The organism is Campylobacter sp. BCW_6877, assembly GCF_001762445.1.
Lineage (GTDB): Bacteria > Campylobacterota > Campylobacteria > Campylobacterales > Campylobacteraceae > Campylobacter_D > Campylobacter_D jejuni.
Genome location: NZ_MJWW01000041.1, coordinates 40,221 through 62,946, shown reverse-complemented (window position 1 = coordinate 62,946; position 22,726 = coordinate 40,221). Strand labels below are relative to the sequence as shown.

21 protein-coding genes and 1 pseudogene are annotated in these 22,726 nt (G+C 29.5%); 16 read left to right on the top strand and 6 right to left on the bottom strand.

Translation table 11 applies throughout. From position 1 onward, the window contains the following. Nucleotide 1: 1 nt before the first annotated feature. The 9 genes from AJ936_RS05795 (at nt 2) to AJ936_RS05755 (ending at nt 11,619) form a co-directional block, all read left to right on the top strand. The gene (locus AJ936_RS05795) at nt 2-724 is read left to right on the top strand and encodes a class II aldolase/adducin family protein (protein WP_070274187.1); all 723 of its coding nucleotides are present in this window, start codon (nt 2-4) and stop codon (nt 722-724) included. After that, nucleotides 724-2,199, top strand: a complete 1,476-nt coding sequence (locus tag AJ936_RS05790; protein ID WP_070274186.1) for a sugar phosphate nucleotidyltransferase — start codon at nt 724-726, stop codon at nt 2,197-2,199. Before AJ936_RS05795 ends, AJ936_RS05790 begins: the two co-directional genes overlap by 1 nt. Nucleotides 2,200-2,217: 18 nt before the next feature. Further along, the gene (locus AJ936_RS05785) at nt 2,218-3,354 is read left to right on the top strand and encodes a bifunctional 2-polyprenyl-6-hydroxyphenol methylase/3-demethylubiquinol 3-O-methyltransferase UbiG (protein ID WP_070274185.1); all 1,137 of its coding nucleotides are present in this window, start codon (nt 2,218-2,220) and stop codon (nt 3,352-3,354) included. Then, nucleotides 3,345-5,405: a hypothetical protein gene (locus AJ936_RS05780; protein ID WP_070274184.1), complete on the top strand. Its 2,061-nt coding sequence runs from the start codon at nt 3,345-3,347 to the stop codon at nt 5,403-5,405. The genes AJ936_RS05785 and AJ936_RS05780 overlap by 10 nt, the downstream gene beginning before the upstream one ends. Then, nucleotides 5,395-7,470, top strand: coding sequence for a capsular polysaccharide biosynthesis protein (locus AJ936_RS05775; protein WP_070274183.1), 2,076 nt, complete (start codon nt 5,395-5,397; stop codon nt 7,468-7,470). Before AJ936_RS05780 ends, AJ936_RS05775 begins: the two co-directional genes overlap by 11 nt. After that, complete coding sequence (gene kpsS / locus AJ936_RS05770; RefSeq protein WP_070274182.1) at nt 7,467-8,651, top strand: capsule polysaccharide modification protein KpsS; 1,185 nt, start codon at nt 7,467-7,469, stop codon at nt 8,649-8,651. The genes AJ936_RS05775 and kpsS overlap by 4 nt, the downstream gene beginning before the upstream one ends. A gap of 72 nt (nt 8,652-8,723) precedes the next feature. Further along, nucleotides 8,724-9,845 (top strand): DUF829 domain-containing protein, encoded by a 1,122-nt coding sequence (locus AJ936_RS05765; protein ID WP_070274181.1) that lies wholly within the window; start codon nt 8,724-8,726, stop codon nt 9,843-9,845. Then, complete coding sequence (locus AJ936_RS05760) at nt 9,842-11,203, top strand: cytochrome P450 (RefSeq protein ID WP_070274180.1); 1,362 nt, start codon at nt 9,842-9,844, stop codon at nt 11,201-11,203. The genes AJ936_RS05765 and AJ936_RS05760 overlap by 4 nt, the downstream gene beginning before the upstream one ends. Continuing rightward, nucleotides 11,200-11,619 (top strand): hypothetical protein, encoded by a 420-nt coding sequence (locus AJ936_RS05755; protein WP_002862076.1) that lies wholly within the window; start codon nt 11,200-11,202, stop codon nt 11,617-11,619. Before AJ936_RS05760 ends, AJ936_RS05755 begins: the two co-directional genes overlap by 4 nt. Here the strand turns inward: AJ936_RS05755 and acpS are convergent, their stop codons facing one another. Both acpS and fliL read right to left on the bottom strand, forming a co-directional pair. Next, on the bottom strand, nt 11,620-11,967 hold the full coding sequence (acpS, locus tag AJ936_RS05750; RefSeq protein WP_002825806.1) for a holo-ACP synthase: 348 nt from the start codon (nt 11,965-11,967) through the stop codon (nt 11,620-11,622). Beyond that, on the bottom strand, nt 11,968-12,504 hold the full coding sequence (gene fliL / locus AJ936_RS05745; RefSeq protein ID WP_002868488.1) for a flagellar basal body-associated protein FliL: 537 nt from the start codon (nt 12,502-12,504) through the stop codon (nt 11,968-11,970). A 102-nt stretch (nt 12,505-12,606) separates the two neighbouring features. On the opposite strand from fliL, the pseudogene pgmL reads away from it, so the two are divergent. Both pgmL and AJ936_RS05735 read left to right on the top strand, forming a co-directional pair. Next, a pseudogene (gene pgmL, locus AJ936_RS05740) lies at nt 12,607-13,996 on the top strand (phosphoglucosamine mutase PgmL). A gap of 47 nt (nt 13,997-14,043) precedes the next feature. Beyond that, the gene (locus tag AJ936_RS05735) at nt 14,044-14,421 is read left to right on the top strand and encodes a DUF1090 family protein (RefSeq protein ID WP_070239527.1); all 378 of its coding nucleotides are present in this window, start codon (nt 14,044-14,046) and stop codon (nt 14,419-14,421) included. 30 nt (nt 14,422-14,451) lie between these two features. Here the strand turns inward: AJ936_RS05735 and rsfS are convergent, their stop codons facing one another. Next, nucleotides 14,452-14,778 carry a ribosome silencing factor gene (gene rsfS / locus AJ936_RS05730; RefSeq protein ID WP_052804812.1) on the bottom strand — a complete coding sequence of 109 codons (327 nt, stop codon included), beginning with the start codon at nt 14,776-14,778 and terminating at the stop codon, nt 14,452-14,454. 27 nt (nt 14,779-14,805) lie between these two features. Beyond that, complete coding sequence (gene nadD / locus AJ936_RS05725) at nt 14,806-15,351, bottom strand: nicotinate (nicotinamide) nucleotide adenylyltransferase (protein WP_002862071.1); 546 nt, start codon at nt 15,349-15,351, stop codon at nt 14,806-14,808. Between the two features lie 59 nt (nt 15,352-15,410). On the opposite strand from nadD, the gene gap reads away from it, so the two are divergent. The 5 genes from gap to AJ936_RS05700 are packed head-to-tail and all read left to right on the top strand — an operon-like array spanning nt 15,411 to nt 20,607. Continuing rightward, nucleotides 15,411-16,409 carry a type I glyceraldehyde-3-phosphate dehydrogenase gene (gene gap, locus AJ936_RS05720; protein ID WP_053872839.1) on the top strand — a complete coding sequence of 333 codons (999 nt, stop codon included), beginning with the start codon at nt 15,411-15,413 and terminating at the stop codon, nt 16,407-16,409. Between the two features lie 2 nt (nt 16,410-16,411). Further along, complete coding sequence (locus AJ936_RS05715; protein ID WP_002922780.1) at nt 16,412-17,614, top strand: phosphoglycerate kinase; 1,203 nt, start codon at nt 16,412-16,414, stop codon at nt 17,612-17,614. Further along, nucleotides 17,611-18,282 (top strand): triose-phosphate isomerase, encoded by a 672-nt coding sequence (locus tag AJ936_RS05710; protein ID WP_044780152.1) that lies wholly within the window; start codon nt 17,611-17,613, stop codon nt 18,280-18,282. Before AJ936_RS05715 ends, AJ936_RS05710 begins: the two co-directional genes overlap by 4 nt. A gap of 3 nt (nt 18,283-18,285) precedes the next feature. Then, a complete protein-coding gene (gene fabI / locus AJ936_RS05705) occupies nt 18,286-19,110 on the top strand; it encodes an enoyl-ACP reductase FabI (protein WP_002887956.1) in 825 nt (274 codons plus the stop codon). A 3-nt stretch (nt 19,111-19,113) separates the two neighbouring features. Next, the gene (locus tag AJ936_RS05700) at nt 19,114-20,607 is read left to right on the top strand and encodes a hydrogenase small subunit (protein ID WP_070274178.1); all 1,494 of its coding nucleotides are present in this window, start codon (nt 19,114-19,116) and stop codon (nt 20,605-20,607) included. Here AJ936_RS05700 and feoB read toward each other — a convergent pair. Together feoB and AJ936_RS05690 are read right to left on the bottom strand one after the other, a co-directional pair. Further along, the gene (gene feoB, locus AJ936_RS05695; RefSeq protein ID WP_044778873.1) at nt 20,604-22,445 is read right to left on the bottom strand and encodes a ferrous iron transport protein B; all 1,842 of its coding nucleotides are present in this window, start codon (nt 22,443-22,445) and stop codon (nt 20,604-20,606) included. The genes AJ936_RS05700 and feoB overlap by 4 nt on opposite strands. Beyond that, complete coding sequence (locus tag AJ936_RS05690; RefSeq protein ID WP_002779147.1) at nt 22,442-22,666, bottom strand: ferrous iron transport protein A; 225 nt, start codon at nt 22,664-22,666, stop codon at nt 22,442-22,444. Before AJ936_RS05690 ends, feoB begins: the two co-directional genes overlap by 4 nt. Nucleotides 22,667-22,726 lie beyond the last annotated feature (60 nt).

Here is a 22,726-nt window from a genome sequence, read left to right as displayed (position 1 = left end):
AATGGAAATAAATAAAGAATTGTATTGTTTAATTAAAGAGTATTATAATATATGTAAGGTTTTTGGAAATATTTTAGATACTCCTTCTAAAGGAGGTAATATTTCAATAAAAAATGATAAATATATGATTATAAAAGCCTCTGGTCAAGATTTAAAACAAGAACACAAAATTTGCATATTAGAAAATGAGAATAATATTGGAACTTATTTCAGTAATAAAATAGGAAATATAACAAAGCCTTCAATGGAGATTGGAATGCATAGAATAATTCAAAATAAATATGTAGTTCATTATCATCCAGTCTATATTTTACCATATCTTTGTGATAAAAATTTTAAATTTACTTATAAATGCATAGACTTTATTTTACCTGGAGAACAATTATGTAAAGAATTATCTAAAAAGTATCATTATGAGCAAAAAGGAATGGTAATGTTAAGAAATCATGGAGTTATTATATTTTCAGAAATACTAGAAGATTTATTTATGCTTCATCAAACATTAAAAAATGAATTTTTTGAAAAAAATAATAATATTTTTACACCTGATGATGCTATAGATGTTGAAAGTTTTGAGTTGTGGTTATTTAGAGAAGTAATGGAAAATATTGCTAGAAAAAAACAATTAAATTTATCTGAAATTAGCGCAATGCAAATTAAAAATTTAATTAATATGCCAGAAGAAAAATACCGATATGGGTGTATGCAAGATAAGGAGAAATAATGAATATTATTATACCAGCTACTGGAATAGGTAAGCGTTTTAAGGAAGCTGGTTATGAAGAGTTAAAACCGTTTATAAAAGTAAATGAAAATGATTGTATTTTAGATTTTGTGGTAAATTGCTTTGATAAAATAAAAGATAAATTTTATTTTATTGCTAGAAAAGAAGAGCAGGATAAATTTATTAATTTTATAACAAGCAGAAAGTTAAATGCTAATGTCATAGTCTATGATGGATTAAAGCTTGGTCCAGCTGGAACTTTAATTGGCGTAAGAGATTTTTTAGATGAAATTTTAGATGAGCCTATAATTGTTAGCTATTGTGATTTTGGTCAAAAATGGAACTATGAACATTTTTTAGATTTTGTTAAAAAGAATAATGAAGCACAAGGTATTATTCCTTGTTATACGGGTTATCATCCACATCTAGAACCAGTTGAGAATGTTTATGCGGTATGTAAAGTATATGATAAAAGCAATACCGTATATAAAGTTATAGAAAAATATTGCTCTAAAGATAAATTTAATGAATTTCACTCTAGCGGAATTTATTATTTTAAATCTTTAAAAATAGTTTTTGAAGCTATAGAAAAACAGATTACCGCTGTTGACATGCTAAATGGTGAATATTATTTATCAATAACAAATAATTATCTTCAAAAGGTACTTTGCTATCCTTTTGTAGAGAAGTTTTATCAATTTGGTACTCCGAAGGATTTTGAATATGCTAAAGAAAAATTGAGAATAAGTACAAACTTAATAAACGAACAAATTGATATAGACAATACTGTAATTTTATCAGCTGGTCGTGGTGAAAGATTTTTAAATTTAAATTTTTCTCAACCTAAACCATTTTTACCGCTTGGCCAATCAACTATTATAAGTAATATTATTGAAAAATTGGAGAATGTTCATACAAATATTATTTGTGTTGGAGCACAAGATCATGAAAAATATTGGCAAAATATAAAAAATGAAGTTAGATATGTTAAGCCGAATAAAATAGGTGCAGCGTATTCTTATAAAGAATCTTGCGTAGATTTAAAAGGTGAAGTTTTAATATTGCCTTGTGATTTGCTTGCTAAGCATATAACTTCGGATTTTAAAAAGTTGAAGGATAAATCTGATGCGATTATTTTTGTTGCTAAAGCTTCTAAATTTAATTATGACAATCCAGATTATTTTACTTGGGTAAATGGTGATGAAAAAGGACTTATAAAGGAAATATGTGTGAAGCATAGAGCTAAAAATAGTCATTTAATTATGATAGGAAGCTTTTATTTTAAAAATAATCAAACTTTGATTTCACATATCAATGAAATGTTTGAAAAAGAAGTAAAAGTTAATGATGAATTTTTTATAGACAATGTTTTTAATCTTATGCTTGGTAAATATAAAATTTGTTACGTTTTGCTTGATAATTATTTTTCTTTTGGAACTCCAAGTGAATATTTGGAAAATAGTTATTGGCTATAAAATAAGAAGGAAATTAAAATGTTAGAGTGTAAAATTCGAAATTGTTGTGCTGTTTCTGGGGATGCAAAATTAGAAAAATTATCAGAAATTTCTTATCCTATTTTTTGCAGTTGTACTTTAGATGATATAAGCAATGATTTAATTGCTAAAGAAGAAATTGTTATTTCAAAAGAAGGTATAATTCAATTAAGACAATTGATTCCATTGGAAATTTTATACAAAGAAGAGCATGGCTCTGGTGCTGTTGGGCAAATTTGGCAAAATCATCATAAAGAGTTTGCTAAATTTGTGTTAACTTTTGATCCAGAAAATGTTTTGGAAATAGGAGGTGCACATGGGAAACTTGCTAAACATTGTTTTGATAAAAAACAATTATCTTGGACTATTGTAGAGCCTAATCCAAGTGAAAAAATATCTAATATAAATTACATAGAATCTTTTTTTAAAAAAGAGCATTTGATGAGTCATAACTATGATACGGTCATACATTCGCATACTTTAGAGCATATTTATGAGCCAAATGATTTTTTAGAAAGCATTTCTTCTTCTATGCAGGGGGGGGGGAGAATGATATTTTCAATTCCTAATTTAAAAAGATATTTAGAGAATAAGTGGGTAAATTATCTAGGTTTTGAACATACTATTTTATTAACTGAATCTGCTATAGATTTTTTATTGTCTAGGCATCGATTTAAAATTAAAGCAAAACAGTATTTTTATGATCATAGTATTTTTTATTGTGTTGAAAAGGATGATAATATTTCTTTAAGTAAAGTTGTTTTAAAAAATGAATATGAAGAGAATAAGAAATTATTTTTTCAAATGCAAGAATATTATAATTGCAAAATTCAAGAATTAAATTTAATTTTAAAAAATGATAAAACTAAAAATATTTATCTTTTTGGAGCTCATATTTTTAGTCAATATTTAATTTATAGAGGTTTGGCAGTTGATAGAATTAAAATGATATTAGATAATAATCCTAATAAACATAAAAAAAGATTATATGGAACAAATTTATATGTTGATTCTCCTGAAATTTTAAAAGAAGATTTTAATGCTTTGGTGGTTTTAAATGCTGGAATTTATAATCAAGAGATAAAAAAAGAAATTTTAAAATTAAATAATAATGTTGAGGTTGTAGAATGTCATTAGAGTTTATAGAAAAATTTATAGAAAAGTTAAATAAAGGCGGTTGCGCTCATTTGGATTATGATTATAAGAAATATGATTGTGAAATGTCTACTTTAAAATCTGTAATTGTCAATTATGAAATGCAGAAAATAGTTGATTTTTGGAACGAAAAACAAATGTATAATTATTTTGAAATACAACATCCAATTTACAATCATATTACCACTAGAGCTATTTTTTCAGTACAACATAAATTGTGTAATTATGTTTTTTTTATAGATGAAACCAATAAATATATTTGGTGTGGTATTCAAGCAAGTTCAATTTTTAATTATTTTATTTGTGATGATGTTATATATACAATTTATCCAACTTGGTGGGAAGTTGATTTTTCTTTCATGTCAAACATATCGCATAGTCAGTTAGAATATAAAAACATAGATTTTGGTTTTTGTTTAAGTTCTAATGTTTCGTTATGGCATTATGTGCATGATTGTTTGATATTTATTTATGATTTAAATTTTAAAAAACCTATGCAAAATATACCTTATTATTTTATACCAAATCATGTTAAAGTAACAAATGAAAAATTAGTTTTTTTGTATATTGGTGGATTATGCAAAGAGTATCCTTTACCGGAGATTCAAAGAGAGACAATAGTTAAAAGAATGGCTGATAATGTTTATAAAGATTCTTTAGTTAATTTAAATAAATTTTCACAACAAGCTAATGATTATGATTTGACAATATGGTTTGGATTAACTTATAGAAAATCAATAAAAACTTGGGTGGAGCAGGTAGATGGAACTATAAAAATAATACAAGAACTACAAAAGACATTTAAAAAAATTAAGGTATATTTTGATGGCATGAAGAGTTATGAGAATGAAAAATGTACCAACTATATTACTGAAAATGCAAAACAGATAATTCAAGAGATTTCTAATAAATTAAAAGGTGTAGATATAGTTGATTTAAATGGATATGCAGTGAAAGAAGCTATTTGTATTTGCTCTCAAGTAGATATTGCTATTGCTGAATGTGGAGCTGGTTGTTTATTGCCAGTTTTATTTTGTCGAAAGCCAACTGTTATGTATGGAAATGATAATTATCTACGCAATATTTCATATATGCAATATTTAGATGAAAAAACTAAAGTTGTTGATGTTAAATATTCAAAATCTATAGGCACATTTGAATATGGTTGGGATGTTCGCAATTATCACATTCCTTGGCAGCATATATATAATCTCTTGGTTGAACTTCTAGAAGATTTAAGTAAAAGCAAAAAAATAAAAATATTTAAAAAAATTAGTCGTCTGCCCGTTCCTTCTGTTGAATTTATTGCTAAAGAATATGAAATAAAACAGGATTTGGAAAGTAAATTTTTTGATAAAAATATATGTATTAGTGAGTATATTATTAAATATTTTGCAGAAAAAGAACTTGCTTTGCAAAGTAAAATTGATATACTAAATAAAGATAAAGATGCGTTAGTCAATGAGAAGCAATCAATAATGCAAGAGAAAAATATTTTACAAAGGGAGCTAAATTTGCTTCCTGTAAAAAAACAACAATTAGAGATATCGATTTTAGAACAAGAATTGGTTATAAAAAAATTAAAAGTTAAAAAAATATCGCAAGATGTAGGTGTAAAAATAATTGAATTAGTGTCTCAAAATTTAACACAATATGATTCAGCTAAAACTAGAATTCAAAATCATTTAGCTTATAAATTAGGTCAATCCATAATAATTAATTCTAAAAGTATATTTGGTTATATAAAAATGCCTTTTGTTTTATCTTATATAAAAGAAAAGCATGTCAGAGAGCAAAATATATATAAGCAAAAAATAAAGTTGAAATTAATATCACCTAAACCTTTGCTGGAAGATTATTTAGATTATCAAGATGCACTAAAAGAAAAAGAATGCTTTACATATAAACTTGGTGAAGCTGTAATCCAAGCTCATAAATATTGGTATAAGGGAGGATATATTAAATTGATAATTCAAGATATTCCAAAATTAAAAAAAGAAATAAAGGTGCGATTTTTGAAAAATGAGTTATGAAAAATACTCAACATCAAAAAAACTTATCGCTAATGTTAGAAATTTTTATACCATTTCTTTGTATAAGGAAAATTTAAAAATCAAAGAAGATGATCTTTTCTTCGGCTGGGGACGCAAAAAATCAGGTTTAAAAGCTATGAATTTGGCAAAAAAACATAAGGCTAAATTCATACTTTTAGAAGATGGATTTATCCGCTCATTAAACTTAGGGGTTGAAAATAGCCCAAGTTTTTCTATGGTTAAAGATGATATAGGCATTTATTATGATGCAACAATGCCTTCAAAGCTTGAAAATCTTTTAAATACTTATGAATTTAAAGATGAAGAAATCAAGCAAGCTAAAAAAGCTATAGAGCTTATCAAAAAATATAAAATTAGCAAGTATAATAACAATCTTGATATCCCAGATGATTATTTTCAAAAAGATGAAAAACGCGTTTTAATCATCACTCAAACGGCAAATGATGCCTCGCTTGAATTTGGGCTTGCTAAAGATTTTAAAACTGTCGATATGATAAAAGATGCCATAAAAGAAAATCCTAAATCTAAAATTTATATAAAAATCCATCCTGATGTTTTAAGCGGTAAGAAACAAAGTGATTTAGATATAAATTTCTTACCTAAAGAATGTATTTTAATCACTGAAAATTTTAATCCCATAGCCTTGCTTGAGTTTTTTGATAAGGTTTATACCAAAACTTCTGGTATGGGTTTTGAAGCTTTGATGCAAGGATGTGAGTGTGTTTGTTATGGTATGCCTTTTTATGCAGGTTGGGGTCTAACAAAAGATAAATTAGAGTGTAAAAGAAGGATGCAAAAAAGAAGTTTAGAAGAAGTTTTCTATGCTGCTTATATACTTTATAGCGAGTATTTTAATCCTTATTTAAATCAAAAAAGTAATATTTTTGATACTATTCAAACTTTAGCAAAATATAAAGATATAGAAAAGGTAAATTCTAACAGGCTTTTTATGCTAGGCTTTACCTTATGGAAAAGGCATTTTATCAAGCCTTTTTTTAACGCTAAAGATAATGAAATTATTTTTTTAAATTCTTTAAAATCTTTAGCTGGATATAAACTTAAAGAAAATGATAAATTTTTCATTTGGGGTAAAAGGATAGATTATAATACTCTTAAAAGCACTCTTGTAAAAAAAGCACAAGATGAGGATTTGTCAAATTTTACTCCTAAAATTTCTTTAACGGAAGATGGGTTTATTCGCTCAATTTCTTTAGGTTCTGATCTTACGCGTCCTTTTTCTTTAATCATTGATGATAAAGGACTTTACATAGATCCAAATAAAGCAAGCAAATTAGAAGAGCATTTACAAAATGAAATTTTTGATGAAAATATGCTAAATAGGGCAAAAAATATTATAAAAATCTTACTTGAGAACCGCTTTTCAAAATATAATGGCTTAAAGCATGAAAATTTAAAGATCAATGCCAAAATAGGACAAAAGATTATTTTAATCCCTGCTCAAGTTGAAGACGATGCTTCGATGATTTTAGGGGGTTTTGGTTTATCTACTCTTGATTTGCTTAAGGAGGTGCGTTCTAAAAATCAAGATGCTTATATCATCTTTAAGCCTCATCCTGATGTGTTAAGTGGCAACCGTGTGGGTTTAAAAGATGAAACACTCATTTTGGAATTTTGTGATGAGATTGTAAAAGATTGCAGTATCGATAGTGCTATAAAAATTGCTGATGAAATTCACACTATTACTTCTACAAGTGGTTTTGATGCTCTTTTAAGAGCTAAAAAAGTTTTTACTTATGGCATGCCTTTTTATGCAGGCTGGGGTTTAACAAAAGATAAACATAAATGCAAAAGAAGAACAAGAAAACTAAGTCTAGAAGAGCTTGTGGCAGGTGCTTTGATCATATATCCAAGATATATAAATCCTAAAACAAAAACTTTATGTGAAATTGAAGTTTGTTTAGATATAATGCTAAATTTACAAAAAGCTTATTTTTCAAAAAAACATATAAAATTGGCAATAGATTTTAAAACTTTTATGCTTAGAAAAATAAGAAGATTTTATGAATTTTTAGCAAAGAAATGAGATTTAGCACCAAAATTAAAAAAGAATTTAGCGGTAAAAATGTTTTACTCTTGCAAGGGCCTGTGGGAAATTTTTTTCATCATCTTGCAATAAGAATGGAAAAAAAACAAACCAAAGTTTTTAAACTCAATTTTAACGGTGGAGATTTTTTTTTCTATCCTAGTGGAACGAGGTGTAAGTGCGATGAAAAAGATCTTGAAAATTTCTATAGAGATTTTTTTCAAAGCAAAAAAATCGATGCTATTTTAATGTATAATGATTGTCGTATTATCCATGCTAAGGCTATTAAAGTGGCTAAAGAATTAGGAATTGAAATATGGATTTTTGAAGAAGGATATTTAAGGCCTTATTGTATTACTTTGGAAAAAGATGGGGTGAATGCAAATTCTTCTTTACCGCGTGATAAAAATTTTTATCTTTCTCAAAATATTTTTACCAAAGAAAGCATAAAAGAAATTCCAGGTGGATTTAAATTTATGGCTTTTGATGCTTTTTTGTATTGGTTGTTTGCTTTTATTTTAGCTCCATTTTTTAACAACAAACTTCATCATCGCACTTTATATCCTTTTGAATTTTTATTTTGGTTTAGATCTTTATATAGAAAATACCTTTATAAGATTACAGAAAAAAAACTAAATGAAAAGATTTATAATTTAGAAAAAAAGTACTTTTTGGCAATTTTACAAGTTTATAGTGATACGCAAATTAAATATCATTACAAAAAAAGCATAGAGCACTTTATAGAGGAAACCATACTTTCTTTTGCAAACCATGCAAGAGCTAAATCTTATCTAGTTTTTAAACACCATCCCATGGATAGGGGTTATAAGAATTATTCTAAACTCATAAATGATTTAACTCAAAAATATCATGTAGAAGGAAGGGTTTTATATGTTCATGATACCCACTTGCCAGTTCTCTTAAGAAAGGCTTTAGGTTGTATTACTATAAATTCAACAGTAGGCCTTAGCGCTATTTTAGAAGGCTGTCCGACTAAGGTTTGTGGCAATGCTTTTTATGATTTTGAAGGCTTATCTTATCCAAAAAAACTTCAATTTTTTTGGCGTGAAGCTCATGCTTATAAACCCAATCCTATTTTGGTGTGTAATTTTAAGAAATATCTTTTACAAACTAATCAATTCAACGGCAATTTTTATAAAAATTTCTTTTTAGACAAATAAGACTAAAAGCTTTGATTAAGAGAGCTTTTAAAGCAAAGTTGTTATAATTAAAAGTAAAAAAAGAAATATTGTATGGATAGGGAAGTATTTTATATAGCAGGATATGATCCTAAAAGTTATAGATTTTATTATGATTTATTTAAAAAAAACCTAAAAGATTATTCTCATACTTTTAACATTAAAGCTGATTTAAGTAAAATTGAAAAAAATGAGCAATTTCCTTTTTTTAAAATTTCTTGTGAGGGAGTGCAAACTAAATATCATTTTTTAGCATGGAATGATATTGTTAAAAAAAATTGGTCAGAAAATTATAAAGATGCCCTAGCAGATTGTTATAGTTTTTTTAGAATTTATACTATCACAGGACTTTTTATCAAATTTGGTAAAGAGTCGATTTATCAACTTATCACAGGTTATTATCCTTTTTTTTATGTGTTATTTTCTTTGCTATTTTCTTTGGTTTTAGCTTTTGGAAGTTTTGCTTTTTTGCAAAATTATATGCATTTTTCTTTAGCTATCATCATAGGATGTTTTTTAGGATTTTTGCTAAATCATTTTTTATTTAAATTAGGTAAGAAATTAGCTGTATTTTGGATAGCAAGAATTTGTGCTTTTTGTGCTACCTGGCAAGATAAGAAAATAGGCACTATGCAAGAAAGAATCAAGCTTTTTGCAAATGTTATAGTGGATAAGCTAAAACAAAACGAAAGCAAACAAGATTATGAGCTTATTTTAGTAGCGCATAGTGTTGGAACTATAGTTTGTATAGAAGTTTTGGAGTGTATTTTAAGACAAAATTTAGATTTATCTTTACTTCGTAAATTAAAAATTCTTACTTTAGGAGAATGCATACCTTTAGTAAGTTATCAAAAAAAAGCAGATGAATTTAGAAAGAAGCTTGAATTTGTTTCAAGGTTTGATTTAAAATGGTATGATTACACATCGATTATTGATGGAGCATGTTTTCCTCAGGTGGATTTTTTCCGCACGAGTGGTGTAAATGCTAAATTTACACCCCCATTTTTAAGTGCTAAATTTCACACTTTATATGAAAAACATGAGTATAAAAAAATAAAAAGAGATAAAAACAAAGCACACTTTTTATATCTTTATAGCATTAGCGTTAAAGGTGATTATGATTTTTTTTCTTTCATCATAATGCCTAAATTTTTAGAAGAAAAGGTAAAAATATGAGTGAATGCCCCTTTTTTCCAAAACCTTATAAAAATAAAGCTTCTACACTTTTAACTTTTTTGTTAAAACGTAGATCTTGGCTTGATGGGCTTTATGAACGTAGTTATAAAATGCAAACAGGCTATGTGAAGATGCCAAATTTTGATCTTTATGTTATAAATGACACTAAAGAAGTTAAAAGAATGATGGTTGATGAGGTTAGAGAATTTCCTAAAAGTGCATTTTTGCATGAGCTTTTAAGTCCGCTTTTAGGGGAGAGTATTTTTACTACAAATGGTGGAGTTTGGAAAAAACAAAGAGAGCTTTTGCGTCCAAGTTTTGAAATGACTCGTATCAATAAAGTGTTTAATCTTATGAGTGAAGCCGTAGCTGATATGATGGATCGTTTTGACAAGTATCCAAATCATGCTATTATCGAAGTAGATGAAGCTATGACTTTTATTACCGCTGATGTGATTTTTCGCACCATTATGTCTTCAAAACTCGATGAGGAAAAAGGTAAAAAAATCTTAAATGCCTTTGTGACTTTTCAAGAGCAAAGTGTGCATACAGCTATGCGTCGTATGTTTCGTTTTCCAAAATGGCTTTCTTATGTTTTAGGAGATCGTAAGCGTGCTAAGGCTGGAGATGTGATCAGACAGGTTTTAAGTGACATCATAAAGCCAAGATATGATATGGCGGATAATGCAGAATTTGAAGATATTTTAGGATCTTTGCTTTTAGTAGTGGATGCGGATACGAATAAGCATTTTTCTTTTGAGGAAATTTTAGATCAAGTGGCTATGCTTTTTTTAGCAGGACATGAAACCACAGCAAGTTCTTTGACATGGACGCTTTATTTGCTTAGTCTTTATCCTAAGGAGCAAGAAAAAGCTTATGAGGAGATTACTCAGGTTTTACAGGGTGGAGCCATTGAAATTTCGCATCTAAGACAGTTTAAATACTTAACAAATATTTTTAAAGAATCTTTAAGGCTTTATCCTCCTGTTGGATTTTTTGCAAGAGAGGCAAAAAAAGATACCCAAGTTAGAGATAAGCTTATTAAAAAAGGTTCTGGGGTGGTGATTGCTCCTTGGCTGATACACAGACATGAAGAATTTTGGACAAATCCACATGGATTTAATCCTTCTCGTTTTGAGGGAGAATACAAAAAAGATGCTTATTTGCCTTTTGGGGTAGGGGAAAGAATTTGTATAGGACAAGGTTTTGCTATGCAAGAAGCGATTTTGATTTTGGCTAATATTTTAAAAACTTACAAATTAGAACTTGAAGAAGGTTTTGTACCTGATGTAGTAGGGCGTTTAACAGTGCGTTCGGCTAATGGTATGAGGATAAAATTTAGCAAAAGAAAGCTATGAAAAGAGTTAGAACTAAAATTCGCGCCAATTTTCGTCGTCGTGTAAAACGCACCTTAAAAGGAAGCTTAAAAGAAAAATTAGCAGGGACTATTCTGCTTTGTGCGATAGTACCTTTAGCAGTTTTAGGATATCTTTTTATTGTGATTATAGGAACTTTTTTTAATACTGCACGAGCAAGACAGGGTGTTAGAGCCTTAGATCATTTTGTAAATGCAAGCTTATTTAATGGCTATGCTTGGGAGAGCGTTTCTTCTCATGCGTGGCGTGAAAGAAATCGCAAAAAATGGGCAAGGATTGTTATAAAAATCACAGATTTTTTTCAAAAAGATCATTGTAAAAGAGCAAACAAAAGAGAACAACCTGTGGTGGATTTCATACTTTCAAGAAATTTAGACAAGCAAACTATAGGAAAATAATTAAACTATAGCCACTATGGCAATAGCAAAGCCATTATCATGAGAAATACTTAGAGAAGTTTGGGTGATATTAAAATCTTTTGTAATTTTTTGAGAATATTTTAATTTAGGCGCGTTTTTTTCATCTTTTGATATTTCAATATCAAAAAAACTGCATAATTCACAAATTCCAACACCTAAAGCCTTGCTAGCGGCTTCTTTAGCAGCCCAAAGACCTGCCAGAGTTGCTGGATTTTTAATGAGTATTTGTTCTTTTGGGCTTAGAAATTTATCCAAAAAATTTTTGCCATGTCTAGAATGAATTTTTTCTATCCTAGAAATGGCGATGATATCACAGCCTACACGCATTTAAGAAACTACAAAATCCGTAAAATAAACATTTTTAATAAAGCCATCGGTTAAAATTTCATTGATTTTTCCAACTAGCTCATCTTTTAAACGTTCTTTGCCTTTTTGCGTACTTACTTCTTCAAAAGTTTTAGCTGTTAATGTACGAATAATAATATCACGGATCACTGGAACTTTTTTGTCAAGTTCAGGTTTTAAAAGTTCGCTATTTTGTTCTAGTTCTATAGTGCATTTTACATATCTTGAACCACTATCACTAAGTAAATTTAGGGTAAAAGGATCAAGTGGATACATAGGACCTATATTAGCAAAATCACTACCTCGCTGAGTAGGAGCTGAAACTTTAGGTTTATCAGTTTTTGCCTCTTCTTTTGGAGCTTCTTTGACTTCACTTTCATCACTTGAACTGCTTGAAATAAGCCAAGCAATTACTCCCATAATACTAAGAAGTAAAACAAAAAGTAAAATAACAATAATAATTACAAGTGAACCGCCTTTTTTCTTTTTCGTTTCTTCGTTTTCTAATTCTTCATCCATAAATTTTCCTTCATTTAGTGAAATTAATGTAAAATTGTAGCAAAAATTTCTTTTCTATCCAAATTTGCTTTAGAAAAACGATAAATTTAGGTTAAAGAAGAGATGAATTTGAAGGAAAATAATGTTAGATGTGATTTTTAGAGAATATGATATAAGAGGACTTTATGGCAAAGAACTGAATGAAAAAAGTGTTAAGGCTATAGGTTTTTGCTTGGGACAAACAATGCTAAATAAAGGCTGTAAAAATGTAAGTGTAGGCTATGATGCAAGATATAGTGCAAATGAACTTTTTAATTATCTAGTGAGTGGACTTAACAAAGCGGGAATAAAAATCTATGATATAGGGCTTGTACCAACTCCATTGGGATATTTTAGTCTTTATGAGGGCTTGAAATTTGATGCAAATGTTATGATAACAGGCTCTCATAACCCAAAAGATTATAATGGTTTTAAAATCACTATCAATAAAGAAAGTTTTTTTGGCATGGAATTAAAAGAGTTTTCAAAAGAAGTTTATAAGCATTTAGATGATGAGATTGAAGAAAATTTAGAAGTAGAAAAATATGATATTTTAAACCTTTATGTGAAATTTATGTGCGAGCAATTTAGCTTTTTAAAGGATTTTAATTATAAATTTGGTGTTGATTGCACAAATGGTGCGGCTGGAGTGGTGATAAAGCCTTTAATTAAGGCTTTAAATTTAAAAGCTCATGTAATGTTTGCAAAGCCTGATGGACAGTTTCCAAACCATGCTCCAGATCCTACAGAAGAAGAAAACTTAAGTGCGATTAGAGAGTTTTTAAATCAAAATCAAGATTATTCTTTAGCTTTTGCTTTTGATGGGGATGCTGATAGAATGGTTGCTTTGAGTAAAACTCATGTATTTTGTGGGGATGAGCTTTGTTATTTGTTTGCTAAAAATATTCCTAATCCACGCATTTTAGGTGAGGTAAAATGTTCTAAAAATCTTTTTGATGAAGTGGCTAAATTTGGAACTATTTTTATGGGAAAAACAGGACATTCTAATATCAAAAAAATGATGAAAGAAAAAGATATTGATTTAGCTGCTGAAGTGAGCGGACATATTTTCTTTAAACATAGATATTTTGGTTATGATGATGGAATTTACGCATTTTTAAGAGCCTTAGAACTTGTTTATAAGGGTTTTGATTTAGAAAGTATGATTAAAGCTTTACCAAAACTTTATACTACGCCTGAAATTAAAATTCCTGTAAATGAAGAAGAAAAATTTAAACTTGTGGAAGAATTTCAAAAAGAGATCGAAAAAGGAGCTTTAAAAGGTGTTAAAAGTCTTTGTGAAATTGATGGAGCTAGGATAGATTTTGGCGATGGATGGGCTTTGCTTCGTGCATCTAATACCAGCTCTTATCTTATCACACGTTTTGAAGCAACTTCTTTAGAAAGAGCAAAAGAGCTTGAAAGTATGGTATTCAGTTTGTTTAATGAGATAAAAGCTAGGCTTAAGAATTGATGAGATAATATTTCGCGATTTAAATTTATTTTAAAAAGGAATTAAAAATGAAAAAAATACTTATTCTACTTACGCTATGTGCCTTTGCTTTTGGTGTAAGTGAATGCGATAAAAAAATTGATCGTATTAATAAAGAAATCAGTTTTTCTAAAGCGCATAATGATACAGCTAGAACTTTAAGCTTGGAGCTTGCTTTAAAACAAGTACAAAATGATTGTGCTAAAGATCCTATGTTTTATGATAAAAAGTTAGAAGCTAAAAAACTTAAAGAACAAGAAGTGGAAAAAATCGAAAAAGAACTTGATGCTTTAAAAGAACAAAAAGATTATATGAGTAAGGCTGAGTATAAAGCTAAAAAAGAAGCTTTAAAAGAACAAAAAGAGAAAATCAAAAAAGAAATTAAAGAATATATTGATAATCTCTAAAAATTAAAAGGCTAATTAAATTTAGCCTTTTTAAACCCTACCTTTTTTAAGATTTTCTAATAATTCTTCTATATTATAAATTCCTCTGTGTTCTGGTGTTAAAAGATGGATTAAAATATCACCAAGATCAATCACGCTCCATTCTTCACTACTATCTATGTTTAAAAATTCCTCACCTTTGGTTTTAAGTTGTGTTTTAAGCTCATCGATCAAAGATAGAGCGTGTCTTTCTCCTAAAGTAGCTGCGATAATGACATATTTTACAAAGTATTCTTGCTCACTCATGTCAATGGTTTTGATATCTTCAGCTTTTTTTTCATCTAAAATTTTAACGATTAAATCTATTCTTTCTTGCATTCTTTTCCTTTAATTTTTGAAATTGTATCAATTTTTTTGTAATTTTTCATAATATTTTTTTACTTCATCTTTAATTTCTTCACAAACTTCATTTGTATTTAAAGTATTGCGTATGAAAGAAGAAGCGATTTTTTTATCGGTTTTTAAATCTTTGAAATTCTTAGGAATTTCTATATCATTGCGATTGGCAATAACAAATTCTACTAAAGAATTAAGTTTTTCAAAATCATGCCAAAGATGAAGTTTTTCTAAATGATCAGCACCGATTAAAAGATAAAATTTACTAGGATTATAAAGCTTATAAAGATACTTAACGCTTTCTATACTAGGAACAGGGCGTTTTTGCTTGGTTTCAAAATCACAAATTTCAACTTTTGGCAAATGCCCCCAAAGTTTTTTAACCCATAAGAATCTTTGCTTTTCATCAGCACTAAAACTTTGTTTAAAAGGATTGATATAAGTAGGCATAATAATAAGCTTATCAATATCTAATTTTTCCAAAGCCTCTAAAACAACGCTATTATGACCATTATGCGGCGGATCAAAACTGCCACCAAAAAGTGCTATCTTCATTAAAATTTTAACCTTTTTTTTGTAGAATATTAACATTATATTTTGCAAAAGGAAATTAAATGGCTGTAAAAGTTGCTATAAATGGTTTTGGACGCATAGGCAGATGTGTTGCAAGAATCATCTTAGAAAGAAATGATATTGAGCTTGTGGCGATAAATGATACTACGGATATTGAACTTACAAAATACCTTTTTAAATACGATACAGTACATGGTGAATTTAAAGGCAGTGTTGATAGTGAAGGCGATGATTTAGTGGTAAATGGTAAAAAAATCAAAGTATTTAAAAGTCGCAATGTAAAAGATCTTGACTTTGCAAAATACGGGGCACAAATTGTTTTAGAATGCACAGGGGCGCATTTAACCATCGCAAAATGTCAAGAATTTATAGATATGGGAGTGCAAAAAGTGATCATGAGTGCTCCTGCAAAAGATGATACACCTACTTATGTTTTAGGAGTAAATTCAGAACTTTACAAGGGTGAAAGCATTATTTCTAATGCAAGTTGTACAACAAATTGTTTAGGTCCTGTTTGTCGTGTTTTACAAGATAATTTTGGCATCGAAAAAGGACTTATGACAACAATACATGCTTATACAAATGGACAAAGTATTATTGATGCTAAAGCTAAAGATAAACGCCGTTCTCGTGCTGCAGCACAAAATATCATTCCAACTTCTACAGGTGCAGCAAAAGCTATGAAACTTGTTATGCCTGAACTTAATGGCAAACTTCACGGACAAAGTATGCGTGTGCCAGTGATTGATGTATCAAGCGTGGATTTAACTGCGCAACTAAGCCGCAAAGTCAGCAAAGATGAAATCAATGAAGCTTTTAGAAAAGCTGCAACTACAAATTTAAAAGGCATTTTAATGGTAGATGATGATGAAAGAGTTTCAAGTGATTTTATCACTTGTTCTTATGGAGCAATTGTGGCAAGTGATTTAACTCAAGCGATTATGGATGATTTCATCAAGGTAATTGCTTGGTATGATAATGAATGGGGCTATTCAAGTCGTCTAGTAGATATGGCAGTATATATTGCAAATAGGGCTTAATCATGAGTGATATTATTTCTATAAAAGATATTGATTTAGCTAAGAAAAAAGTTTTTATAAGATGTGATTTTAATGTTCCTCAAGATGATTTTTTAAACATCACTGATGATAGACGCATAAGATCAGCTATTCCTACGATAAGATACTGTTTGGATAATGGTTGTAGTGTGATTTTAGCCTCTCATTTAGGGCGTCCAAAAGAAATTAGCTCTAAATATTCTTTAGAACCTGTGGCTAAGCGTCTTGCTAGACTTTTAGATAAAGAAATTATTATGGCAAAAGATGTTATCGGCGAAGATGCAAAAACCAAAGCTATGAATTTAAAAGCGGGTGAAATTTTACTTCTTGAAAATTTGCGTTTTGAAAAAGGCGAAACTAAAAATGATGAAAATTTAGCCAAAGAACTTGCCTCTATGGCTCAAGTTTATGTCAATGATGCTTTTGGAGTATGTCATAGAGCACATTCTAGTGTGGAGGCTATTACTAAATTCTTTGATGAAAAACACAAAGGTGCAGGATTTTTACTCCAAAAAGAAATTGATTTTGCAAGCAATCTTATCAAACATCCAGCACGTCCTTTTGTTGCTGTTGTTGGAGGTTCAAAGGTAAGTGGAAAACTTCAAGCATTGACAAATTTATTACCAAAGGTAGATAAATTAATCATAGGCGGAGGTATGGCATTTACTTTTTTAAAAGCTTTAGGTTATGATATAGGAAATTCGCTTTTAGAAGAAGAACTTTTAGAAGAAGCTAATAAAATTCTTACCAAGGGCAAAAATTTAGGAGTGAAAATTTATCTTCCAGTAGACGTTGTAGCCGCTCCTGCGTGCTCACAAGATGCGCCGATGAAATTTGTTCCAGCGCAAGAAATTCCAAATGGTTGGATGGGTTTAGATATAGGACCTGCGAGTGTGAGACTTTTTAAGGAGGTGATTTCTGATGCGCAAACGATTTGGTGGAATGGACCTATGGGTGTTTTTGAAATTGATAAATTTTCAAAAGGTAGCATTAAAATGAGTCATTATATCAGCGAAGGACATGCAACTTCTGTTGTTGGAGGCGGCGATACGGCTGATGTGGTTGCGCGTGCAGGTGATGCAGATGAAATGACTTTTATTTCCACTGGAGGTGGTGCTTCTCTTGAACTTATAGAAGGTAAAGAACTTCCAGGCGTAAAAGCTTTAAGATCTAAGGAAAATGAATGATCTTTGCTGCAAATTTAAAATGCAATCACACAAGAGCAAGCTTTAAAATTTATGCTGAAATTTTAAATAAAACCATGGGAGCAAAATGTGATGATATTATCGTTTTCCCACCTAGTGTAGCATTTTTAGAAAATGAAAATAACTTCATACAAGGAGCCCAAAATTTTTATCCTTGTGTTAATGGTGCTTTTACAGGTGAGCTTGGAAAAGAGCATTTGGACGAATTTGGGATCAAATGTGTTTTAATCGGGCATTCCGAAAGAAGAGCTTTAGGAGATGAAGAATTTATTAAGGCTAAATTTGATTTTGCTAAAGAGCATGGTTATAAAATTGTTTTTTGTATAGGTGAAAATTTAGATACAAAAAATTCAGGCAAGACTTTAGAGTTTTTAAAAAAACAACTTGAAATTATTGATTTAAATTATGAAAAACTCATTATTGCTTATGAACCTATTTATTCTATAGGAACGGGAGTCAGTGCACAAAGTACAGATATCGCTAAAGTGCTTGAATTTTTAGCGAGTTTAACCAAGGTACCTTTGCTTTATGGTGGAAGTGTGAATGAAAATAGTATCAAAGAAATTTTAAGTGTAAATCATTGTAGCGGAGTTTTGATAGGCTCTGCAGCTTTAAAAGTAGAAAATTTTATAAAATTAATCAAAGGATAAAAGATGATTATGAAGGGTAAAAAAGGCCTTATTGTAGGGGTTGCAAATAATAAATCTATCGCTTATGGCATAGCAAAAGCATGTTTTGATCAAGGAGCCCAGCTTGCTTTTACTTTTTTAAATGATGCTTTAAAAAAACGCGTAGAACCTATAGCACAAGAGTTTAATTCTAATTTTGTTTATGAGCTTGATGTAAACAATAATGAGCATTTAGATTCTATCGCTGAAAAAATCAAAAAAGATTTAGGTGAGATTGATTTTGTAGTACATGCGGTTGCTTTTGCTCCAAAAGAAGCTTTAGAAAATTCTTTTTTAGAAACTTCAAAAGAAGCTTTTGATATAGCTATGCAAACTTCTGTGTATTCTTTACTTTCTTTAACACGTGCGGTTTTACCTATTTTAAAAGATAAGGGTTCGATTTTGACTTTAAGTTATCTTGGTGGGGTTAAATATGTACCTCATTATAATGTTATGGGTGTAGCAAAAGCTGCACTTGAAAGTTCTGTGCGTTATCTAGCAAGAGATTTAGGGGTAAAAGGAATTCGTGTTAATGCTATTTCAGCAGGTCCTATTAAAACTTTAGCAGCAAGTGGAATAGGGGATTTTAGAATGATTTTAAAATACAATGAAATCAATTCTCCTTTAAAACGCAATGTTAGTATAGAAGATGTAGGAAATTCGGCTATGTATTTACTTAGTGATTTGGCAAATGGTGTTACAGGTGAAATACATTATGTCGATGCAGGATATAACATCATGGGTATGGGCGATGTTGAAAAAAATGAAGAAGGGCAAACTGTTCTTTGTTGGGATAATCAAAAAGGATAAAAAATGGCAAAGCTTAGCAATGAAGAATTAAAAAATATACTTGAAGATCGCATTAAAAAACTTGAAAATTCTACTTTAAAAGTGGATAAGGTTATTAATGAAGAAAGTGTAAAAATTCTTGCTAGGCATTTATCTTTAGGCAATGAAATTCCAGCTCTTGCTCAAAGATTTTTTCAAATCGCACCTAAAACAAAGTTAGTATGGCTTCATCTTTGTGAATGTACTGGGTGTAGTGAGAGTTTGTTGCGTTCTGAGTTGCCAAGTTTTGATGAGCTTATTTTTGATTTTTTTTCTTTAGAATATCATGAAACTTTAATGGCAGCAAATGGCACTAAGGCTGAAGAGCTTTTAGAGCATGTTTTAGAAGAAGATTTTATTTTAGCGGTTGAAGGTGGTGTTGCAGCCATTGATACCTTTTTTCTTACTATAGGAGCACAAGGAGAGAGTGGCTATGAAATTTTAGAAAAATTAGCTGCTAAAGCCAAGGCTATTTTTGCAGTGGGTACTTGTTCAAGTTATGGTGGTATTCAGGCTGCTTATCCAAATCCTAGTAAAACCTGTGGTATTAGTGAAGTCTTAAGTCAAAAAGTAGTAAATATCCCAGGTTGTCCCCCAAGTGATATAAATATCATTGCGACTTTAAGTTTTTTTGCTTTATTTGGAGTTTTGCCTGAACTTGATGAGCAAAATCGTCCTGTGTGGGCTTATGGTAAATGTTTGCATGATATGTGTGAAAGAAAGGCGAAATTTGAAAGTGGGATTTTTGCTGAACATTTTGACGATGAGGCTGCAAAGAATGGAGCTTGTTTATTTAAGATAGGTTGTAAAGGACCTTATACTTACAACAACTGTCCTAAAGTGAAATTTAATGCTAAAACTTCTTGGCCAGTGGCTGCAGGACATGGTTGTATAGCCTGTAGTGAGAAAAATTTTTGGGATGAGTTTGGGAGTTATGAAAAACCTATGGCAAATATTTTTTCTTACGCTAAACTTTGCAATGAAGAGTTAAAACAAGAATTTTTTCTAGAAGAGCAAATTAAAATTTTAGAACAAATAGATTTTGAATTTGAAAGCAATATAAAACTTATTTTACAAAATATAGCTAAAAATAAATTAGGTGCTTTACTTGTAGAAAATTATAAAAAATCTTTTGAGAAAAACTATACTTTTATAGAACAAAATTTTGATGAAAATTCCATGCCTTCAAAAGATTTTTGGAAATATCTTGAGATAAGCTTTATTTTAGTTAAAGGCGAGTTTTTAAAAGATAAGAATGATTTTTTAATTGTGGCAAAAAATTACGCTTTTAAACATGCAAGTCCTTATGATTTTAAGTTAAATATAAACGCTGAAAAACCAAAGCTTGATGTGAGTAAATCTTTTCGTATGACTTTAATCTATCTTTGCGGTGGGCTTGATTTTGAAGGTATTGCTTATAGTATTTTAAAAGCTTTTGAAGATAATATTACTAAAATTTCATCATTAAAAGCAAGTTAATTTAATAAAATTTTAGCAATATGAAGCCCTATAAAAGCTACTATATAAGCACTTGTGCAGGTAAAAAGAAAGAGAAAGAGAGTGTATTTTAGCTTTCCACTTTCTTTTGAAAAAACTATAGTTGCTGCAAAGCAGGGATTATAAATCATTACAAATAAAATAAAAGCCACTGCACTTGGTATAGGTATGTTTTTAGCGATAATTCCTTTTAAATCATTATTTGTTTCATCTACATCTTTTCCTAGTGAATAAAGCACGCCCATAGTTGAGATCATCACTTCTTTAGCAGCCAAACCACTGATTAAAGATACGCTTAATTTCCAATCTAACTCAAGGGGTTTAAAAATAGGTTCTATGCCTTTGCCAAATTGTCCTAAATAACTTTGTTCTATAGCTCTTTCTTGAGCATTAAAATCATTTAAATTTTCTTCACTTTTTGGAAAATTGCTAGCAAACCATATGAGCAAAGAGGCCAAAAGTATGAAAGTTCCTGCTTTTTTAAGATACATTTTGGCTTTATTATAAACCATAAACCAAACTAAATGCCAATTTGGCATACGATATTTTGGCATTTCCATAACAAAAGGTTCATCAAGTCCACGAAATGCTGTCATTCTTAAAAATTTTGCAGCACAAAGTCCTAAAATCGCACCTAAAATATAAATTCCAAAAAGATAATTTCCTGCTTTTTCACTTGGAAAAAAAGCACCGATAAAAAGCACATATACAGGAAGTCTTGCCCCGCAACTCATAAAATTGATCACAAAAAGAGTTAAAAGCCTATCTCTTTTGTTCTTAAGAGTGCGTGTAGCCATAAAAGCAGGTACCGAACAACCAAAGCCAGTGATTAGTGGAATAAAACTTTTACCATGCAAACCAAATTTATGTAAAATCCCATCAAGTAAAAAAGCTACTCTTGACATATAGCCTGTGGTTTCTAAAAGAGCTATGCCTAAAAATAAAATCATTATATTAGGTAAAAAAAGTATCACAGCACCAACACCTGCGATAATCCCATCAGCCAAAGCTGAAGCGATAAAGGTATTAGAAATATTGTTTTTAACAAATTCACCTAAGGCATTAAAGCCTGATTCTATATAATCCATAGGAATTTGTCCTAAGCTAAAGGTGAGTTGAAATAAAAGCCACATTAAAAATAAAAATATAGGTAAGCCAAAGAATTTATGGATAAGTAAGGCATCGATTTTTTTGGTTAAATTTCTTTCTTCTTTTTTGTGTGTAATAATTTTTTTTGAAAGTTCATTAATAAAATATAATAAATCTTCTTTTTCTGGACTTTTTTCGCAAAGCGGAGTGTAAAATTGAGATCTTGGAATAAATTTACTTTCAAATAAAATAATAATTTTTTGCAGCAAAAGTTCTAAATTTTCTTTTGTTTTTGCTGAAATTTCAACAACTTGACTTTGAAATTCTTGGCTTAAAACAAAAGTGTCAAGCTCTATACCTTCTTTTTTGGCTTCATCGCACATATTTAAAGCTAAAAGCATTTTTTTATTAAGGCTTAAAAGTTCTGCACTAAGGATAAGATTACGTTCTAAATTGGTGGCATCTAAAACATTAACAATAACATCATAGTCATTTTGATTTAAAAAATGACGTGTGATTTTTTCTTCTTCGCTATATCCATCCAAAGAATAAGTTCCTGGCAAATCAATGACTTCAAATTCATAGTTTTTGTAAAAAGTTTTTGCACTTGCTTTTTCTATAGTAACTCCGCTAAAATTTCCTACTTTCATATTGGCTTTGCAAAGCGCATTAATAAGAAGACTTTTGCCTACATTAGGCTGACCTACAAGGGCTATCTTGATTTTTTTCATATAAGATTCACTTCTATGGTTTTAGCTTCATCAGATCTTAGGATAACACAACTTGTATCAAGTTCTACCATTATGGTGGCATTTTTTAAAGAGGAGTGAATTTTTTTCAAGTTTTTATTTTTAATAAATCCAAAGCTTAAAAGTCTATTTTTGAGTTCTTTGTGAGCGTTTAAATTGACAATAATAGCCTTTTGTCCATCTTTTAACTCGTTTAAAGTCATTGTAATTCCTAAATTAATAATAAATATTATAATAAAAAAGTGTAATGAAATTATCCTTCT

Coding starts and splice junctions, on each gene's coding strand:
- fabI (WP_002887956.1), top strand. CDS start 18,286: ATGATTATGAAGGGTAAAAAAGGCCTTATTGTAGGGGTTGCAAATAAT.
- AJ936_RS05760 (WP_070274180.1), top strand. CDS start 9,842: ATGAGTGAATGCCCCTTTTTTCCAAAACCTTATAAAAATAAAGCTTCT.
- acpS (WP_002825806.1), bottom strand. CDS start 11,967: ATGCGTGTAGGCTGTGATATCATCGCCATTTCTAGGATAGAAAAAATT.
- AJ936_RS05795 (WP_070274187.1), top strand. CDS start 2: ATGGAAATAAATAAAGAATTGTATTGTTTAATTAAAGAGTATTATAAT.
- AJ936_RS05710 (WP_044780152.1), top strand. CDS start 17,611: ATGATCTTTGCTGCAAATTTAAAATGCAATCACACAAGAGCAAGCTTT.
- AJ936_RS05765 (WP_070274181.1), top strand. CDS start 8,724: ATGGATAGGGAAGTATTTTATATAGCAGGATATGATCCTAAAAGTTAT.
- AJ936_RS05780 (WP_070274184.1), top strand. CDS start 3,345: ATGTCATTAGAGTTTATAGAAAAATTTATAGAAAAGTTAAATAAAGGC.
- AJ936_RS05735 (WP_070239527.1), top strand. CDS start 14,044: ATGAAAAAAATACTTATTCTACTTACGCTATGTGCCTTTGCTTTTGGT.
- feoB (WP_044778873.1), bottom strand. CDS start 22,445: ATGAAAAAAATCAAGATAGCCCTTGTAGGTCAGCCTAATGTAGGCAAA.
- AJ936_RS05700 (WP_070274178.1), top strand. CDS start 19,114: ATGGCAAAGCTTAGCAATGAAGAATTAAAAAATATACTTGAAGATCGC.
- AJ936_RS05690 (WP_002779147.1), bottom strand. CDS start 22,666: ATGACTTTAAACGAGTTAAAAGATGGACAAAAGGCTATTATTGTCAAT.
- nadD (WP_002862071.1), bottom strand. CDS start 15,351: ATGAAGATAGCACTTTTTGGTGGCAGTTTTGATCCGCCGCATAATGGT.
- fliL (WP_002868488.1), bottom strand. CDS start 12,504: ATGGATGAAGAATTAGAAAACGAAGAAACGAAAAAGAAAAAAGGCGGT.
- AJ936_RS05785 (WP_070274185.1), top strand. CDS start 2,218: ATGTTAGAGTGTAAAATTCGAAATTGTTGTGCTGTTTCTGGGGATGCA.
- rsfS (WP_052804812.1), bottom strand. CDS start 14,778: ATGCAAGAAAGAATAGATTTAATCGTTAAAATTTTAGATGAAAAAAAA.
- AJ936_RS05755 (WP_002862076.1), top strand. CDS start 11,200: ATGAAAAGAGTTAGAACTAAAATTCGCGCCAATTTTCGTCGTCGTGTA.
- AJ936_RS05715 (WP_002922780.1), top strand. CDS start 16,412: ATGAGTGATATTATTTCTATAAAAGATATTGATTTAGCTAAGAAAAAA.
- gap (WP_053872839.1), top strand. CDS start 15,411: ATGGCTGTAAAAGTTGCTATAAATGGTTTTGGACGCATAGGCAGATGT.
- AJ936_RS05775 (WP_070274183.1), top strand. CDS start 5,395: ATGAGTTATGAAAAATACTCAACATCAAAAAAACTTATCGCTAATGTT.
- AJ936_RS05790 (WP_070274186.1), top strand. CDS start 724: ATGAATATTATTATACCAGCTACTGGAATAGGTAAGCGTTTTAAGGAA.
- kpsS (WP_070274182.1), top strand. CDS start 7,467: ATGAGATTTAGCACCAAAATTAAAAAAGAATTTAGCGGTAAAAATGTT.